Here is an 18191-nt window from a genome sequence, read left to right as displayed (position 1 = left end):
GGCATAGCCATCAGAACATGACCACCTGCAAAGCAGGTGGGTTTTTAAGGTTAACTAAAGTATCGCCTAAAGGTACATAAGGTCAGAACGCAGTATGATATAGTGTTTTGCCGTCCGGCAACTACTTTTTAAAAGCTATAGCCAAATGTACTATTTTCAGAACAGTAAAAATGTTCCCCCGACCTCTCTACGAGATTTGCGCCATACAAACATATAACAGTTACAATCATGAAACGCCTTCAGGAACTTACACAAGAGATTTACAGGCTCACCAACGAAATTGAAGAGCAATACCCCGAACTTTATCCATACCTGGATGAAAACCCCGTGACCATTCCTTATTACCCGCATCCGGAATTAAACGACGAAGTCCTTTCTGGCTATCTTGACGACCTGAAACAGTTATTGCTCCACTATGCCGAAAGCCACCGGCAATCCGATGAAAAACAAGTGATGGGCAATGCATAATTCCGGTTTTAACGACGGACTGAATATGCTGCCGTTACTTCCAGCAGTTTGTTCGGTAACGGCCTTTTCCGAAGCTATCCCGGTCCAGTTCTTTTCTTCGGAGCTGTCTTCTTCAAAATCCTTGCGGAGGGTTATGAAATGGCTTTGTCAAAAATAAGAGCATTAACCTCAAAGTTCCGGTCCAAACTCAGGGGTATCAGTAATCTCACTGTTATTCCGCTCAAAGTAGCCATCTCCCGGCTTTCCAGCATCGTAACACCCGGAATAAAAATGGGGTTGACAATACAAATATATCTTTTCGGCCTGGTTGATTAGTATGACAAAATAGTACATGATGACCGAAAAATCCGTGTCCGGTCCCCCCGCAACCTGTACCGTGGTATCCCCGCCTGTTCCGTTCCCGGGAAAGTATTCCGGTTTCCTGTAACCGGTATGGAGCCCGTACTTCGGGTAATGATATCTTCAATTTTTTTTGTGCTTTGAAAGGGTGGCCGGGGTAAGCAGAAGATAAATAACAAAGATCACTGTTGCCATATGATATCGCCGTTAAAACGGCAAGGCCAGATCTTCCTTGTCACCGAAGGGCAGTATCCGGATCATATATCGGTGTTGTAAATTCAGGTAATCTCAGGCAATATGAGAAAGGGGACAGACACCCGGAAGGCTATTTTACGGATCACCTGTTCCCGGAAAAAGCTTTCCAGGAAACCGTGTTTACTGTTTATCATGGCTATCATACCTACCGGTTCTCGTTGGGCATACCGGTAGATCAGTGTACTGATATTATCATTTTTAACAATCTCTTCTTCCGTATAAGCAATGTCCTTTAATATTTTTTTCAGTTTTTTTCTGTGCTTTGACTGGTCGATATTCAAACATTCCTCTTCTGCGATATGCATGATCACCACTTCGCCCTTTCGTATCCTGGCCATTTCTGTCAGGGGCCATAATTCGAACTGCTCATAGTTTCTCTTAAAGTCCGTCGGAAACAATATCCCGGCAGGGAGAGCGGGTATAGAAACAGGATCAGGCGGAATAATCACCACCGGGCAAAAATCGATCTTACGGATAACATTCATGGTATTGCTCCCTATAAATACCCTTTCGGCCGCTGTCATTCCTTTCATTCCCATAAAAACATAATGTATGTCTTTGGCCAGGATGGCCCATCCTACGGCCCCCACCAGGGAATCATAATATACTTCTCCCTTATAATCGTGCTGTTCATTTTTATCGGCATCGCTCAACTTTTTACGGAGCTTCTCCATTTTTTCTTCTGTCTCACTAACGGTACGATAAAGGATTCCTTGTTTCCCCGTTCCGGGCGTATTGCCCTGCTCTGCGTGCAGCAGATAAAAGGTGCCTGTTTCTCCGGCAAAAAGGGCGGCCGCATACTTTGCTGCCATCAGTGCATTCCGGGAAAAATCGGTTGGTATCAGTATTTTTTTCATAAGCATGTGTTATGTGTCCTCCTTACTCCGGAGTACCAGGAGCGGTATGTCCAGGTGAAATCCAAGGTTTTCGACATTCTGCCTCAGCAAAAGCCTCTCAATAAAAGAATATTTCCGGTGTACCATGGCTAGCACATCGTAATGATGATCTTCGATATGATCGCGTATGGCCTCCGGAATCTCCTGATCCAGCACGGTAATAAAATCAAAATCAGTCCCTTTAAAAAGATCGAGCAACAACTCCTGTACCTTTTCTTCATTTTTTTCCGGTTCCATATCATGATCCACATGAAATACAGTAATTTTTGCACCGTGTTTTTCAGCAATGTCGATCAGCGGGTATAGTTCTTCCCGTTTATACAGTTTCAGGTAATCCGTTGCAAACAATATTCTTTTAATTCCCTTAAACCCGTACTCGTCGGGCACTGCCAGTACCGGGATTGTGGCTTTCCGCATTACAAATACGGTATTGCTGCCAAACAATATCCTCCGGGCTCCAGTAGCCCCTTTGGTCCCCATGACGATCATGTCCGTATGCTGCTCTTCCGTAATATCCCGGATCTCATCCGTCAGGAGGTCAAAATCGGAGCGACTGTAAAACCTGTGGTTCGTATTAGGGAATTCCTTTTCTATCTTGTCCATGGTCGAACGTAACCCGGTCAGGGTATCATCGATCATTTCATAATAGTCCGCTTCATAGAATGCCGGGTAATAAGTATGGAGCACATGAAATTCGCAGGATTCGTCCTTAAACATTTTCAGGGCATAGACAATGGCATTCCACGCATTGTCCGAAAAGTCTGTGGGCAACAATATTTTTTTCATCATGTAACTATTAATACACCTTCAAAAGTAACTGACTCCCGGAACAAAAGACATGATAAATATCAGCCATAAAACTACTGAAATACTGAAAATTATAATTTGTGAAGCCGGTTTTACCGCTTAATTTCATCAAGAAATTCTAAAGCCGGAAAAATGAAAAAACAGTTCTATGACCATTGCTACTATGAGGCTTTCCCCTACGCCCGGCACATTTCAGATATAACAGAAACAGGTAACTGTTCCGAGGGACTCATTTCCGTGGAAAAAGACGGAAAAACGGCGTTTTACAGATCCCAAAGGTGGCCTGATCATCGATTTCCGGGATGATATTAAATTGGAGGGTGGTACTCCCCTTTATAGTTCAGACCTTTGCCGGATCAGCGAAGTCAGGAACAGGATCGTGTTTTACGGGTATGTGAACCAGCCCGGGCAAACTGTCATTCTCTCATAGTTTCGCAACACCACTCCCTCTCACAACGGACTGGCCATAGCTATTGTTAATTCAACAAACGTTCGTGGCAAAATCCAATACCCGGATATGGATATTGTAGTTAATGAATTCGACGAAGTGGTTATAAATACACAAGGTGAGTTTGTATGTTTAAAAGGTTAAAAGTCGAGAGATATTTTCTGTAAGTTTAATAATAATAGAAAAGTCAAACTTTAAAATATCTCTCGAGATGAAAACATTGCAATTTACGGAAAAAACGGCTTATCAAGGAGAATCCATTTATGTTGGTATTGATGTGCATAAGAAAAATTGGGGTATCTGTATTTTGGGGGACTATTTGGAACGCAAAGTCTATTCCCAACCACCACAACCAGAAGTCTTGGTCAACTATTTACATACCCATTTTCCGGGAGCCTCGTATTACAGTGCCTATGAGGCCGGGTTTAATGGTTTTTGGATTGATAGGGAACTCCAAAGATATGGGATTAACAATGTAGTAGTCAACCCTTCTGATATCCCTACTACGGATAAAAACGACAAGAGGGATGCCCGGAAAATAGCTAAAGGATTACGCCATGGTAATTTGAGAAGGATTTATGTTCCTCATCAGTATATACTTGAAGACAGGTTATTGTTAAGGGGCAGACAAAAGTTACTTGCGGACATTAAAAGATGTAAATGCCGTATCAAATCACAACTTCATTTCTTTGGAATCAAAATTCCTGAAGCATTGGACAAGCCCTATTGGAGTAGGTCTTTCCGTCATTGGTTACAGACCAAACTATTTGAGGGCTCCGCACAAGTATTGCTTACGGCCCAGCTGGAAGAACTTGAAAGTATAGAACGACAAAAAAAGAATATTGAAAAACAGATCATAGCATTAGCTAAAGGGAAATATAACCAATTTGTGAGTTTGTTGCGTAGCATTCCTGGTATTGGTATATTGGCTGCAATGACCTTAATTACCGAATTGGTCAATATGGAAGTTTTAAGACGACAGATCAGATGCATAGCTTTTTGGGGATTGGTCCCCAATGTTTATGTCTCCGGGGAGACAGAAATAGTAAGAGGGATGACCGAACGCCATAATGCTTTTTTAAAGCCCATCCTGATACAGGCCGCCTGGAGAGCTGCCAAACTGGATCCCTCGTTGATGTTAACTTACAACCAATTATGCAGGAGGATGAAGCCCAATAAAGCCATTATAAGGATAGCTAAAAAATTAAGTAATAGAATAAGGTATGTCTGGAAAAACCAGATCTCCTATCAAAACCTATAAACCTTCTTGGATGGGAGAGGCGTTCACGTGAGTTGCAGCACCTGCCAAAGGAAGTCTGTGCTAATTGAGTTTACGCCTCCCTTCCTATTGCATTAATACAAAAATGCAGCTGAAAGGTCTGTTGATAGGAGTCTGAGGATAGGTTTTATAAATAAAAACGGAAAAAAGGTGCCGTTTAAATACAAACAACTTCAACACTCATACATCTAAAAGAAGTTGCTCGTATTTAAACAGCGCTAAAAAGCTCTTACGGCTTATTTTAAAAGTTCAAGGAATATTCCTTGGTTTTTAACATAGAAAACTCACGTTAAAATAAGAACAGGGACGTTGGTCCCTGTTCTCTCCGTGAAAGTTTTTATATTCCAAAAATCTTAAACGCCGGGACCCAAAGCTTCTCCGTTCGTTTATGTGTTCAGGAACATCTGCCGAACTTTCCGGATCATTGTCCCCGCTTACACGGGAACAATGTATTATGATGAAAAGTGTAGTAAAGAAACAGGTCGCCTTTCCGGCAGACCTGTTTCCGGGGATTTTCAATGTCAAAAGCAGTCCGTATATTACCGGAGATTAATCCGTGTAACAGACCTTATCGCTTTTAAGAAACTGAAAACCCTTTGGGATGAGGCTTCAAAAATCAATGAGTACTGGTTTTACCTTTTTACCCGGAACTCCGGATAAAATGCCCTTATTATTTTCCGTTTAAGGAAAACCGGGATCATACGTCAATACTTCCGAAGCCTCATTTTTCTTAAAAAACCGTTAACGGTTCATCGGTACTCAAAATACAAAGAACATCAATTTTACAGTATCAAAAGAATAACTTTTTCGATCTTAAAAAAATGATATTTATCAGTTTCCCGCTTATTTTTTCATCCCTTTGAAAAAAGATAGAAAAAGGCCGTTTTGTCCAACAGCCTTTTTCTTTCGGAAGGGCCGGTACGGAGTGCCAAAAAGTTTACTATCAAAACCAGATTTGCTCCTTATTTTTTATGTTCCCGTCCTCCTCCAATATGGTACTGTCAATAAAAACAGGTATCAAAGAACTTTGCTTTGTTTACGATACTAAAGTACATTACGGTACTCACCGGAAAAATGATATTTATCAGTTTCCTTTATTTTATTCGTGAAGCACTAGGAAAGGGATTTTAGTGTGATAGCTTATTTTTGCCACCCTCGGTCGGAACAGTATCTGCTGGGTAAGGTGGAGTTTTTTGGCCATCATGGCAATACAGTCAACATCCCTGCTTTCGGTAAAGCACTGTATGGCCTCTCCCAGGTTTTTATTGGTGAGCCTGTGAAAGCTGTGTGGAGTATCCTGTAAATAATCCCGGAGAAACTCCTTGTTCTCCAGCTGTACTTCAGTCAGGGTTTCTTCCTCTTTTTTTACAACGTGGAGGACACTGACGGCAGACCGAAAGATCTCCGCAAAGGAAAGCAGCGTATCCAGTACCTTTGCAGAATAGGTAATGGTATAATCGGTGGGGAAGGCTATTTCCCTCGGTGGATGGAAGGTCACCTTTTCGGGCACGGCCAGTACAGGGCATTTAACCTTGGTAATAACCGCCCCGGTGTTGCTCCCCAGGATAACTTCCTTCAGTCCTGACGCCCCTTTGGTCCCCATCACGATAAGGTCGATCTTCTTTTCCTCGACCTGTTTTCGCACGGTATCGATCAGGAAATCGTATTCCGACAACAGTGTAAAATGGTGATTGGGATTGGGATATTCCTCTTTAATCCGGGCCAATACCTTCTGTAATTGCTTCCTGGCTTCCGTACGGAGCACTTCGTCCAGGTCCTGCGGGAAAGTGACCAGGGGAACATCGCTCGTAGCATAGACGTGGGGATTCGTCACATGAAGCAGGTAAACACTGCACCTGAACTCCTTAAACAAGAGCATGGCATATTTAACGGCATTCCACGAATTTTCCGAAAAGTCCGTGGGGATCAGAATATTTTTCATCGTAGTTTACATCTTAATCCAACAAAAGTATACCGCCGTGTAAAAAGAAAACATGATAAATATCAATTTTAGACAGCCCCTTCTATGGTTACCAGGTTATTCCGTTCACCAGGCTTTACGAATAAATTTAATAACCCGATAACTTCATAACTCATTCCCCTGACTTTAAGAGCAATCAACTCATTTTCTGCAGGCCTTCGATGTTGAGTACCTTAATGTTCCGCCCTTCTATGGCTATAAGTCCCTCCCTTTTGAATTCGGACAGGGTTCGGATAAAGCTCTCCGGGGCGATCCCGGCCACACTGGCCAGGTCGTTGCGGGAGATCTTTATACCTTCGTCCGTTCGCCTTTGTAATTTCTCCACAAAACGGTGTATGGTATTTGCCGTCTTCTTTCGTACCGAGCCATAGGCCATTTGCAGCAATTGTTCTTTAACTCCGGCCAGGTCTTCCGCAAGAAATTCCACCAGTTCTACGGCCAGCTTATGGTTGTTCCGGAGTATTTCGGCAAAAGTATCTTTACGCACCCCGTACAGGCTTGTCTTCTTTAATGCCGTAGCCGATTCTTTATAGGGGATGTTCTGTATAAAGGAATAATAACCGAAAAAGTCGTCGTCTTTACTGATACTGGTAATCAGTTCCTTGCCATATTCCTCGATCCTATGGGTCTTTACCATTCCTTCTTCTATCAGGAAAATATAATTGGAGTGGGTACCTTCCGAATATATTACATCGCCCTCTTCGTAACTGAGGTATTCCCCTTCATCGAAAAAGAAGTTCTTGAGTTCGTTGATATTCATAATATCATCTTCAGCTTTCCCGGACCTATTATTCTCCCCTACCACTTCTTTCAGGATGGATATTTTGGCCAGCCTGCTCTCTATGGCGCTGATAAGTTCGGCCTCCTCAAAGGGTTTGGTCAGGTAATCATCCGCCCCGAGGTCCATCCCTCTGCGCACTTCCTTGTGCTCGGTCTTAGCCGACAGAAAAATAAAAGGAATCTTTCGTGTATTTTTATTACCGGACAATTCATCCAGCACGCCGTACCCGTCCAATTCGGGCATCATGATGTCACACAAAATGATATCGGGGAGTTTTTCCTTGGCCAGGGCCACTCCTTTTCTGCCATGGGGAGCTGTTATTACCTTGTATCCCGAAAGCTCCAGCAATTCTGCTGTGCTTTCTCTTAAGACGGGGTCATCTTCAATGAACAAAATCGTTTTCATGGTTAGGTAGTTTGACTGTAAATGTTGTTCCTTTTCCTTCTTCGCTGACAAAGTTGATCTCCCCGTCCAGGTTTTCCAGGTGACTCTTTACAATATTAAGCCCTATACCTGTGCCCTGGTCTATTAAGGCGTTTTTTGCCCGGAAATAGCGTGTAAAAATATATTTCTGGTCTTCTTCGGGGATGCCTATTCCCTGGTCCCTGACACTGAAAACAAACATTTCCCGGCCTGGTTTTACTTCAATGTCAATAACCGCATGTTCGGGCGAATACTTTATGGAGTTCCGTACCAGGTTGGACAGGATAAGCTCCAGTATTTTTTCATCCTGGTAGAGAATATAATTATCCACACCCTTCGGAAAATTGATCTTCTGTCCGGTCTTAAGCAGCATATTGGCATCGTAGATCACCTCGTTAAATACCCGGCTGATATTAAAGGGGGCGTATTTATACTGTACCTTCCCCGAGTCTATCCGTTCTACCGACAGAAAATCATTTAAAATATTGTTCAAGTAACGCACCTTGTTCTTTATGGCCTCCAGGTGTTTTTCCCTTTTTTCCTGTTGTTCTGCTTCAGTGTATTTCCCGATCAGGGTAGCGGAGACCAGGACATTGCTCAGGGGTGTTTTAAACTCATGGGAGACCAGCGACAGGAATTTGGTCTTCAGGTCATTGAGCTCCTTTTCCTTCTGTAGTGCATTCTTGATCTTGTTCTCGGCATCTTTCCGTCTTTTTATTTCCTTTTCAAGCTGTTTTACGGATGCCCGTAGCTCCCCGGTACGCAACTTTACCTTTTCTTCCAGCGCTTCATTGAGATGGCGTATCTTGTTTTCGGCTTCCCGGCTCAGGCTAACGTCCATCACCAAGGCAATGACGAACTTCTTGCCATAAATGGTAAAAGGATTAAGACCGATTTCCACGGGCAGTTGTGTCCCGTCTTTCCGTATACCCCAGAGGTTCCGTCCCGCAGCCATTTTCCTTTTGCTGGATTTCGCGTAATAGTTCCTGAAATGTTCGTTGTGGTTATGCTTGTAGTGATCGGGTATCAGTACGTCTATACTTTTCCCCAGCAATTCATCTTCTTTATACCCGAACATGCCCTCCAGGGGAGAATTGGTGGCCACAATGTTCTTTTTGCCGTCTACCACCAGGATCCCTTCGGAAATGGTTTCCAAAAGAATACTGAATACATCCTCTTCTTGCTGGAAAAATTTCATGGTTTCATAGAATTAGACTATTTGAATTACCGGGACAGTACACTAAATTTAATAAACGGACGGAGAGAACATTCAATTTATTAACAATGATATATATGACGGACTATGAATGTCTTTATCTATATGTACAAAACCAAAGATATGTATTATAAACATGAAAAACAATTTTAATACCTTCATAAATCCGTAGAAGCCTGTCCTGTAGCCTTGTTGTACGGGTTAGTGCAATCCCATCACGTAAAGGACTTGCACCGGTATAAAGGAAATCAAAGATCTTCTGGGAGACAGTGTACAGACCATTAAGGTTAATGCGGATAAAACCGGGCTATCCCGCTTTTTTAGGGCCCATAAAGTCCATACCCCGGCAGTAATCCAATAACTACTTCACCGGGAACTATCAGTATATTTTAAATGTCATTACGGGAAACCGGGCGTGGTTGGCCACATCTTCGGCCAGGCTACCACTGAAGAAATGCGACAGCCCTTTTCTTCCGTGGGTAGGTATGGCAATAAGGTCAACCCCGGTTTTTTCGGCAAAGGCATAAATACCTTCTTCTTTGGTAAAAGCATTCCAGGAATATACTTTTTCCCGGTTCTTTAAACTTCCTTCGGCATGGTGTAAAAAATCCTCGACTTTTTCATCGAATTGTACCGAATCCCGGAATCCCTCTCCCGGCAGATTCACATAAAGCAGGCTGACCTCACTTTGAAAAGTATCAAAAAAACGCATGGCTTTTCTGTATATATGGATGCTTTCCAGTTCAAAATCGCAAGCGAAGACCACTTTTTTCATTTTAAACTTTTTTACCGGTTTTTTAAGCACCAGTACCGGGACATCCGAGCTGCGCACTACCTTTTCCGTCTTAGACCCTACAAACAGCCCGGATATTCCCCCGGTGCCGTGAGATCCCATGACTATGAGATCTGCCGATTTTTCTTTGGCCACCTGGTTTATTTCCGAAAAGACCTTGTAGTTCTGTACCACTTTCTCCACGTTTATCCCTTTTAAATAGTCTTTGACCAGAAACCCGTCAAATTTTTTCCGGGCAAGTTTTATATAGTACATAGCTTCCGCATATTCCTGCGACTCATCCTTGGACAGCACTGCTTCGGATACTCCTACCATATGGAACAGGACGATCCCCGCTCCTTTTTCCCGGGCAATATCCGCCGCGGCCCTTAATGCGTATTCGGAGCATTCCGAAAAATCCGTAGGGACGATAATTTTCTTCATGGGTCTGTTGTATTTTGTGTTGTTTCTGAATGTCCGAAAGATAGCAACTGCTGTCCCGGATTTCCATGATAAATATCAACTGCTTCCCGCCCTGCTCATGATTTTAATCATTTCGCACCCCGTTGGCTCACCTTATTTTGGTCTGAACTTAAAACAACAGAAAAATGGAAACACTACAGGAAAAACCGGCTACCATGCCCAGGATCGGGGATGAAGCCCCCGCTTTTACCGCAATGACCACCCAGGGAGAAATTCATTTTCCGCACGACTACTCAGGCAAATGGGTTATCCTGTTCAGCCATCCGGCCGATTTTACCCCGGTCTGTACTTCGGAATTCATGACATTCGCCAGTATGGAAAGCAGGTTTAACAAGGCCAATTGTATGCTGGTAGGACTTTCGGTAGATGGGCTGTACTCTCATATAGCATGGTTACGGACCATTAAGGACAAAATAGAATTCAAGGGAATGAAAAACGTGGAGGTGAAATTTCCTTTAATAGAGGATATTACCATGAAAGTCGCTCAAAAATACGGAATGATACAGTCCGGGGAAAGCGAAACCCAGGCGGTAAGGGCCGTATTCTTCATTGATCCCAAAGGTATTATAAGAACTATCATCTATTACCCCCTGAGCTTGGGGCGCAACTTTGACGAACTGTACCGCGTTCTGATCGCCCTGCAGACCTCCGACGCTTTTTCGGTAGCCACTCCCGCCGACTGGAACCCCGGCGATGATGTCATTATTTCCCCGGCCGGGTCCTGTGGTATGGCACAAGACCGGATGGAGGGCAGAGAAGAAGGCCTGGAATGTAAAGACTGGTTCTTCTGTACCAAAAAACTGGACAAGGCGATGGTGCTAAATACCATTCTTAAAAGCTGAGACACCGATGGACACAGTAACCAAACACGGGGTCTTGCTGGAAAAAACCGACAACAGTTTTGAGAACGAAGGAGTTTTCAACCCCGCTATTGTGAAAGAAGGCGACACCGTACATATGTTTTACCGGGCCGTGAGAAAAGGCAATTTTTCCAGCCTTGGCTATTGTAAACTCCATGGCCCTTTAAATATCGTGGAACGTTCTCCGGCACCTGTTTTTTTTCCGGAAAAAAGCTATGAATTCCAGGGTACCGAAGATCCGCGGATCACCAAAATAGATGATACGTATTACCTGGCCTATACCGCTTATGACGGTATTAATGTCTTCGGGGCATATGCTACTTCCCAAGACCTTCGCCATTTCGAAAGGAAAGGGATTATCACTCCACGGTTTACCCTTGAAGAGTGTTCCGCTCTCATGAAAAAAAACGTCAAAAAAATAAATATCATGCATATGATGTTTTATAATTTTTTCACGCGGTATAATCTCTCCAACCTGGTCAAGGGCACGATTCACGTATGGGACAAGAACATCGTATTCTTTCCGAAACGGATCAACGGAAAGCTAACTGTGCTTCACCGGCTATACCCCTCCATTCAGTTGCTGAGTTTCGGGGATCCTTCGGAACTTACTTCCGAATTCTGGGCCCGGTATATCTCCAACCTGAAAAAACACATCATACTATACCCCAGGTACAAACACGAAAACGGTCATATCGGGGCGGGCTGCCCTCCTATAGAGACTGAGGACGGCTGGCTTGTTATTTATCATTCCGCACAATTCGTCCGTGAGGGCTATATCTACCACGCCTGTGCCGTATTACTGGACCTGGAAAACCCCAAAAAGGTCATCGGGCGGTTGCGGTCCCCCCTGTTCTCTCCCACCCTGCCCTGGGAAAAGAAAGGAACAGTTGACAATGTGGTCTTTCCCACGGGGACGGCGCGCTTCGGGGACGAGCTCTATATTTATTACGGTGCTGCCGATTGCCGGGTCGCCGCAGCTTCCGTCAACATTAACAGCTTATTGCAAAAACTTAAAAGTACATAAACCATGAAAACATTGACGTCAAAATTCAGGATAGTATTCGTAGCGACCTTCCCGCCTACCCAATGTGGCATTGCCACTTATACAAACGACCTTATCACTTCCGTTCACCGTTCTTTCGGGGAAAATGTGGAATGCGTGGTATGCAATATTACCGACCAGCAGAAAACAACGCCGGAAGCTCCATACGTCCTGAACCCGGAGATCAGGGAAGACTACAGCCGTGTGGCTCTAGAGATCAATGAGGACCCTTTTGTGGAACTGGTCCATATACAACACGAATTCGGGTTATTCCGGGGAAATTACGGCAATTACCTCCTTGATTTCCTCGAAGTCCTGCAAAAACCGGTGGCCTTTACCTTTCACAGCGTTATTCCCCATCCCGGCCCGGAACTGAAACAGCTTGTAAAGACACTGGGCCGCCGTGCTTCGGTGATATTTGTCATGACCGGGCAGTCGGCAAGAATACTGGAGGAAGATTACGGTATAGCCGGTACCACCATCCAATATGTTCCCCATGGCACTCATATCGTGGAATATGCCCTTCCGGAGGAGATCCGGAAAAAACACCGTCTGGAAAACCGGATTATCCTTTCTACTTTCGGCCTGCTGGGCCCGGGAAAAAGTATAGAAACGGCTTTAAGGGCCCTTCCCGGGATCGTTAAATACCATCCTTCCGTACTTTACCTCATCATCGGGAAAACACACCCCAACAACATAAAGAACCATACCGACGGATATCGCGATTACCTGGAAAATATGGTAGAAGACCTGAAGCTGTATCGCCACGTGCTTTTTATAGATTGCTACCTGGCCATTGGCGAACTGCTGGAATACCTGAAGGCTACGGATATTTACCTGTTTACTTCCAGAGATCCCAACCAGGCGGTGAGCGGTACTTTTTCCTATGCCATGAGTTGTGCCTGCCCCATAGTAGCCACCTCCATACCACATACCCGGGAAGTGCTCACCCCCGATGCCGGCATTCTTATCAACATCGAAAATTCGGAACAACTGTCGGAAGCGGTCAACCTGTTGCTGGCAGACCATCCGAAAAGGGTATCCATGGGAATTTCCGGGTTCCTGAAAACGAGGGAATCGTCCTGGGAGAATGTGGCCGTAAAACATGTAAACACGTATAACAGATATATCCATAACCACGGCAAGATCTCTTTTGATTACCCCGAAGTAAAGCTGGATCACCTGAAAAAAATGACCACATCAACCGGTATTATCCAGTTTTCCAAAATGAATAAACCCGATCTCTCTTCGGGCTACACCCTCGATGACAATGCGAGGGCCCTGATTGCCTTCTGCAGTCACTTCAGGCTGTATGGCAATAAAGACAACCTCAGGTACATCCGTACGTACCTGGACTTCGTAGAACGGTGCCAGCAACCCTGCGGGACCTTCGTAAATTATATCGATGAAAACAACCGGGAACACATAAAGAACAGCTATGTGAACCTGGAGGATTCCAATGCACGTGCCGTATGGGCCCTGGGCTGTGTTATCTCCCATAAGGAATACCTCCCCGAGGCTATTGTAAACAAGGCGAGCACCTGCCTGATAAAATGTACGCGATGGATAAAAAATATCATGGCACCCAGGGCTATCGGTTTTACGATCAAAGGCCTGTTCCTCTACCATTCGGCCTCGGGAGACGATGGTGTTGTCCCCGTGATAGAAAAACTGGCCAAAAACCTCGTTTCCGGCTATGACCTGGTCGCCGTAAAAGACTGGAAATGGTTTGAAGAATACATGACCTACGCCAACAGCATATTGCCCGAAGCCATGCTATACACCTACCTGGTTACCGGCGACTTCGCCTATAAACGAACCGCCGTGGAAACACTGGACTTCCTGTTGTCCAAAATGTTTGCAAACGGTGAGTTCAAAGTCATCTCCAATAAGGGATGGCTCGTAAAAGACGCGGTTCCCCACCCTTACGGAGAACAGCCAATTGATGTATCATGTACCATACAGACACTCGATATTTTTTACAGGACTTTCGGTATAGCCCGGTATGAAGATATGATGAGCAGGGCATTTGACTGGTTCCTCGGTAAAAACCACCTCAGCCAGACCATGTATAATCCTGCTACGGGGGGGTGTTACGACGGCCTTGAAAAAGATGGTGTAAATGTAAACCAGGGAGCGGAATCGACCATCTGTTATCTTATGGCCAGGCTTACCATGGAGAACAACAGAAGGGTAAAAGAGCCAAAACTCATCCCAGTGACAACTAAAACCGGTACCCTAAAACGGGTTCCGCTTATTGCAGACAGGCGACGGGACCTGATAGCCCGGGACAAATAAAATGTTTCCTGTAATATACTATTCCGGACTCCGGGGGCGGGTCCGGAAGAAGTTATTTCTACCGTCCGATTTCAGACAAGATTCAATATCCTGGCCATAAAGTCTATGTGAAGGTCTGTGCCCCCTTTATACATCCTGAGAAATAGTGATTACACAAAGTTGCACCGGGAAACTATTTAAATTTTTAAAGTATTTAATTTGGGTATTTACCCAAACCACAGTCAAACAGCGTCTTTGTGAACCCTGCCATAAGCAGGGTGCGGCAATCTCATGATGGTAAACCTACCCCCAATGGTATATGCATACTTACGCTTCGCTTGCTGAGACGATTATTTATATTGATACAAGGTACATCAGAAGATAAAATTTAAACTGTTTCCGAGTATTCACAAAGAACCACAGAATAAAACATGTCATTGGTTGCCTTTCCGCGCTTCGATCTGACCGGCGTTAAGTTAACCCGCTGTTCTTCCATCTGATATAAAACGGACTCTTATTATTCCCCCTTCTTTTCCCGCTGTCTTTCCAGTTTCCGGAAATATCCCCGGAACAAAAAGTTGTGCTTCAGTGCTTCCATGTTCTCGTTAAAACGGCCTGTTCCTTCTTCTATATGCCGCATGGTCTGTTCCAGTTGCCGGACGAGAACCGTATCGGTGACCAGGTAATGCAGTGCACCCTCACCGTACCTGATCTCCGCGACTAGGGTATCCAGGTCCTTAACCGTGTGGTTGATCGAGACCGCCGAACTTTCCAGGTGTTCCAGGGTGTTTTTCATCCTTCGCGCGGCCAGGGTATCGCTGAGCAATACCCCCGCAACACTTTCTTTGAAACTTACCTCTTCCAGTATACGGTCCAGTTTGCCCACCACGCTATTGGCACGCATCCCGGCGTATCTCAAACCGGCTATCGTCTGCCCGAGGTCGGCGGCCATCACGGTATCGTTCAACAATCTTCCCAGGGTTCCTTTTCCCTCGGTGAGCGAGTGGGTTATTTTTAAAAGATCGGCGGTAAGCAATGCCGCATTTTCGTTGGTGACACTCAGTGTATTCAGTATATCATCCGCCCCTATCCTGCTGTAAGACGGTATTTCATCACCGTGCTTCACACGCTCCGACGCATTTTTCCCCGGGATAATGTTAACTATCATATTTCCTACAAGTCCGTCAGAACCTATGGTGGCCACCGCATCTTTTTTAATGTACTCCTGCATTTTTTCATCGATGGCCATAGCTACGCGGATTGCGGTATCATTCTCCATTTCAATGGCTTTTACGGTCCCTACGTCGATCCCGGAAAAGCGTACGTTATTGCCCTTCTGTAACCCATTGACATTGGAAAAAACAGCAGTAACTGTAAAAGTTTTGCTGAACAGGTTACGGTTATTGCCGATCAGGTAGGCCGCTGTAAGCAGTAAAAGAGCTCCTGCAATTACAAAAATACCCAGTTTTATGTTTTCCGAAGATTTTGTCATGATTCCGTTTATTTAAAAAAAGCTTTTACCTGAGGATCGGCAGACCGCTGTAATTCGCGATAAGTCCCCTCCGCATAATTAATACCGTCTACCAGTAATATCATGCGGTCCGATATGACCCGGGCACAATCCACATCGTGTGTAATAATGAGTGCAGAAGTACGGTACCTGGCCTGGATGATTCGCATCAGCTCAATAATTTCTTTGGCTGTTATGGGATCGAGACCACTGGTAGGTTCGTCGTACAGGATGATCCTGGGATTCATAATTAATGTCCTCGCCAGTGCTACACGGCGTTTCATTCCCCCGGAAAGCTCGGCCGGCATCAGTTCCGTGGTATGCGAAAGCCCTACGCTCTTCAAGGCTTCCAGCACCAGGGTTTCGGTATCCGCACGGTCCCTAAACCTTTCCTTATGTCTTCGCAAGGGAAATTCCAGGTTTTCCCTGACGGTCATCGAATCGTAAAGCGCACTGCCCTGGAAAAGAAAACCGATGTCGGCCCGCAGCAGGTCCAGCGCCTTCCTGTCCAGTTTGGTTATATCCTTTCCCATGACCTCTATACTGCCGCTGTCCGGCTGCATCAGTCCCACGAGACATTTAATCATCACAGTCTTCCCCGAGCCCGACTTCCCCATAATGACGAGGTTCTCCCCCTGGTAAAGTTCCATGTTAAAACCGTTGAGCACATGATTGTCCCCGAAACGCTTTTTCAGGTCCTTTATCCGGATGACGACATCCTCTTTACCTTTCCCGACCGGAAAAACAGGTGTTATGGCATTTTCCTTATTCATAATTCATAAAAAATATCGGAGATCAGCACCGCAATGAAATCCAGGATAAAAATAAGCATGGAAGCAGCTACCACAGCGGTATTGGCCGCAGTCCCCACCCCCACCGTACCTTTGGTACAGTAATATCCCTTAAAACATCCTACCAGGCCTATGGCAAATCCGAAAAAAAAAGTCTTTACCGTGGCCGGAATAAGGTCGCTGAACTCCAGGGAATCAAAAACCTGGTTAAAATAGAGTTGAAAAGATACATTCCCCTTCAGGTGTTCTATAAGGAAAGAACCGTACAGTGCCAGTACATCTCCGATGATCACCAGGACAGGGACCATCAGGGTGGTTGCGGTAATCCTGGTGACCACGAGGAATTTAAACGGGTTGGTCCCTGAAACTTCCATGGCGTCAATCTGCTCGGTAACCCGCATAGATCCCAGTTCCGCACCTATACCAGATGCCACCCGGCCTGCGCAGATAAGTGCTATGACCACAGGGCCGATCTCCCTTACGATAGAGATTCCCACCATGGCCGGCATCCAGGAAACCGCCCCGAATTCCTGCAGGGTCGGGCGGGTTTGCAGTGTCAGTACCAGCCCGATGATAAAACCGGTGATCCCTACCAGCGGAAACGACCGATTCCCTACATTATAGCATTGGTGCAATAATTCCCTGATCTCGAAGGGTGGTTTCCACACCTCGGTAAAATAACGCCCTGCGAAGTAGGAAAGTTCCCCGCTTAACCGGAAAAAACCGGCCACCTTTCCGGATATCCCCTTTATTCCATACATATGTCAGTAATTATATGTCCAAAGGTAGGTGCTGTTCCGCACTGCATAAATGATTAATATCATGCCTTGCCAACTGATATTTATCATTCCGAAATATCCGGATTACAGGTACTTTAGCATCGTTAATACTTAAATCATGAAACAGATCATCGACAATTCCGACCTGCATTTTGAGCACAAATTATGGGAAAAGGAAATCCTCTTCTGGCTGGACGAAATCCGTTCTTTTCAGAACAGACTGGAGGAGATACAAAGAAAATGGACCCATCCCGATGTACTGGTGGAAATGGGACAATTTCAGAACCAGTTTATCCTTCACCAGGGTAAAATAGAAGAACTCAAAGAGGAAATAGAGCAACATGAACTTCGCATAGCCGGTCAGTTTATGGCTCGTGAAGATGCCATAGACCGGGTGGCCCTGAAGTATCACCAGGAAATGAGAGATAAAATGGAAACACAACGAAATCTGTATATCAATCTGAAAACCCGGTTTTTCTCTTTTCTGGGCAAATACATGTAACTACAGCCATGACACAAAAAAACTATCTTGTTCGGGAAGAACGATCATTTCTCCGGGGACCGAGAGACCGTTTCAGGGAGCTTCTCTTTACCCTGAAGGTTCCCTACCATTTTATACGGGCTTTCCGGAAAATGCATTTTATCGGGCCCTGTGTTACCGTGTTCGGCTCCGCCCGCTTTGATGCGGAGAATCCCTATTACAAAAAAGCCGAAGAAATAGGAAAAGTACTTGCCGGAATGGGATTTACCGTAATGACGGGGGGCGGGCCCGGTATTATGG

At 45.0% G+C, this 18191-nt stretch carries 17 protein-coding genes; 8 read left to right on the top strand and 9 right to left on the bottom strand.

The features are described from left to right. The first annotated feature begins 228 nt into the window (after positions 1-228). Entirely contained in the window at positions 229-468 is a 240-nt protein-coding gene (locus ED312_RS21525) for a hypothetical protein (protein WP_123218089.1), read from the top strand. A gap of 617 nt (positions 469-1085) precedes the next feature. Here ED312_RS21525 and ED312_RS21520 read toward each other — a convergent pair. After that, complete coding sequence (locus ED312_RS21520) at positions 1086-1919, bottom strand: universal stress protein (RefSeq protein ID WP_123218088.1); 834 nt, start codon at positions 1917-1919, stop codon at positions 1086-1088. A gap of 9 nt (positions 1920-1928) precedes the next feature. Beyond that, complete coding sequence (locus ED312_RS21515; protein WP_123218087.1) at positions 1929-2747, bottom strand: universal stress protein; 819 nt, start codon at positions 2745-2747, stop codon at positions 1929-1931. A 677-nt stretch (positions 2748-3424) separates the two neighbouring features. Here ED312_RS21515 and ED312_RS21510 point away from each other — a divergent pair. Both ED312_RS21510 and ED312_RS23960 read left to right on the top strand, forming a co-directional pair. After that, the gene (locus tag ED312_RS21510) at positions 3425-4474 is read left to right on the top strand and encodes an IS110 family RNA-guided transposase (protein ID WP_123218086.1); all 1050 of its coding nucleotides are present in this window, start codon (positions 3425-3427) and stop codon (positions 4472-4474) included. Positions 4475-4880: 406 nt separating this feature from the next. Next, entirely contained in the window at positions 4881-5045 is a 165-nt protein-coding gene (locus ED312_RS23960) for a hypothetical protein (RefSeq protein WP_170164590.1), read from the top strand. Positions 5046-5591: 546 nt separating this feature from the next. Here the strand turns inward: ED312_RS23960 and ED312_RS21505 are convergent. The 4 genes from ED312_RS21505 to ED312_RS21490 all read right to left on the bottom strand — a co-directional run bounded on the left by ED312_RS21505 (position 5592) and on the right by ED312_RS21490 (position 10109). Beyond that, complete coding sequence (locus ED312_RS21505; RefSeq protein WP_123218085.1) at positions 5592-6434, bottom strand: universal stress protein; 843 nt, start codon at positions 6432-6434, stop codon at positions 5592-5594. Between the two features lie 175 nt (positions 6435-6609). Beyond that, positions 6610-7659: a response regulator gene (locus ED312_RS21500; protein WP_123218084.1), complete on the bottom strand. Its 1050-nt coding sequence runs from the start codon at positions 7657-7659 to the stop codon at positions 6610-6612. Beyond that, positions 7637-8875: a PAS domain-containing sensor histidine kinase gene (locus ED312_RS21495; protein ID WP_123218083.1), complete on the bottom strand. Its 1239-nt coding sequence runs from the start codon at positions 8873-8875 to the stop codon at positions 7637-7639. The genes ED312_RS21500 and ED312_RS21495 overlap by 23 nt, the downstream gene beginning before the upstream one ends. 397 nt (positions 8876-9272) lie before the next feature. Beyond that, the gene (locus ED312_RS21490; protein WP_123218082.1) at positions 9273-10109 is read right to left on the bottom strand and encodes a universal stress protein; all 837 of its coding nucleotides are present in this window, start codon (positions 10107-10109) and stop codon (positions 9273-9275) included. A gap of 164 nt (positions 10110-10273) precedes the next feature. On the opposite strand from ED312_RS21490, the gene ED312_RS21485 reads away from it, so the two are divergent. The 3 genes from ED312_RS21485 to ED312_RS21475 are packed head-to-tail and all read left to right on the top strand — an operon-like array spanning position 10274 to position 14351. Further along, positions 10274-10990, top strand: coding sequence for a peroxiredoxin (locus ED312_RS21485; protein ID WP_123218081.1), 717 nt, complete (start codon positions 10274-10276; stop codon positions 10988-10990). Positions 10991-10997: 7 nt separating this feature from the next. Next, on the top strand, positions 10998-12035 hold the full coding sequence (locus tag ED312_RS21480; RefSeq protein WP_123218080.1) for a glycoside hydrolase family 130 protein: 1038 nt from the start codon (positions 10998-11000) through the stop codon (positions 12033-12035). A gap of 3 nt (positions 12036-12038) precedes the next feature. Beyond that, entirely contained in the window at positions 12039-14351 is a 2313-nt protein-coding gene (locus ED312_RS21475) for a glycosyltransferase (RefSeq protein ID WP_123218079.1), read from the top strand. A 496-nt stretch (positions 14352-14847) separates the two neighbouring features. Here the strand turns inward: ED312_RS21475 and ED312_RS21470 are convergent, their stop codons facing one another. The 3 genes from ED312_RS21470 to ED312_RS21460 are packed head-to-tail and all read right to left on the bottom strand — an operon-like array spanning position 14848 to position 17392. After that, positions 14848-15822: an MlaD family protein gene (locus ED312_RS21470; RefSeq protein WP_123218078.1), complete on the bottom strand. Its 975-nt coding sequence runs from the start codon at positions 15820-15822 to the stop codon at positions 14848-14850. Between the two features lie 8 nt (positions 15823-15830). Beyond that, on the bottom strand, positions 15831-16613 hold the full coding sequence (locus ED312_RS21465; protein WP_123218077.1) for an ABC transporter ATP-binding protein: 783 nt from the start codon (positions 16611-16613) through the stop codon (positions 15831-15833). Beyond that, positions 16610-17392 (bottom strand): MlaE family ABC transporter permease, encoded by a 783-nt coding sequence (locus tag ED312_RS21460; RefSeq protein WP_123218076.1) that lies wholly within the window; start codon positions 17390-17392, stop codon positions 16610-16612. Before ED312_RS21460 ends, ED312_RS21465 begins: the two co-directional genes overlap by 4 nt. 136 nt (positions 17393-17528) lie before the next feature. Between ED312_RS21460 and ED312_RS21455 the strand changes: the two genes are divergently transcribed. After that, on the top strand, positions 17529-17912 hold the full coding sequence (locus ED312_RS21455; protein ID WP_240643168.1) for a hypothetical protein: 384 nt from the start codon (positions 17529-17531) through the stop codon (positions 17910-17912). Positions 17913-17920: 8 nt separating this feature from the next. Then, on the top strand, positions 17921-18191 hold a 271-nt coding region (locus ED312_RS21450), incomplete at its 3' end, for an SLOG cluster 4 domain-containing protein (protein WP_449441385.1).

The organism is Sinomicrobium pectinilyticum, from assembly GCF_003725735.1.
Lineage (GTDB): Bacteria > Bacteroidota > Bacteroidia > Flavobacteriales > Flavobacteriaceae > Sinomicrobium > Sinomicrobium pectinilyticum.
This window is presented reverse-complemented; position numbering and strand designations above follow the sequence as displayed.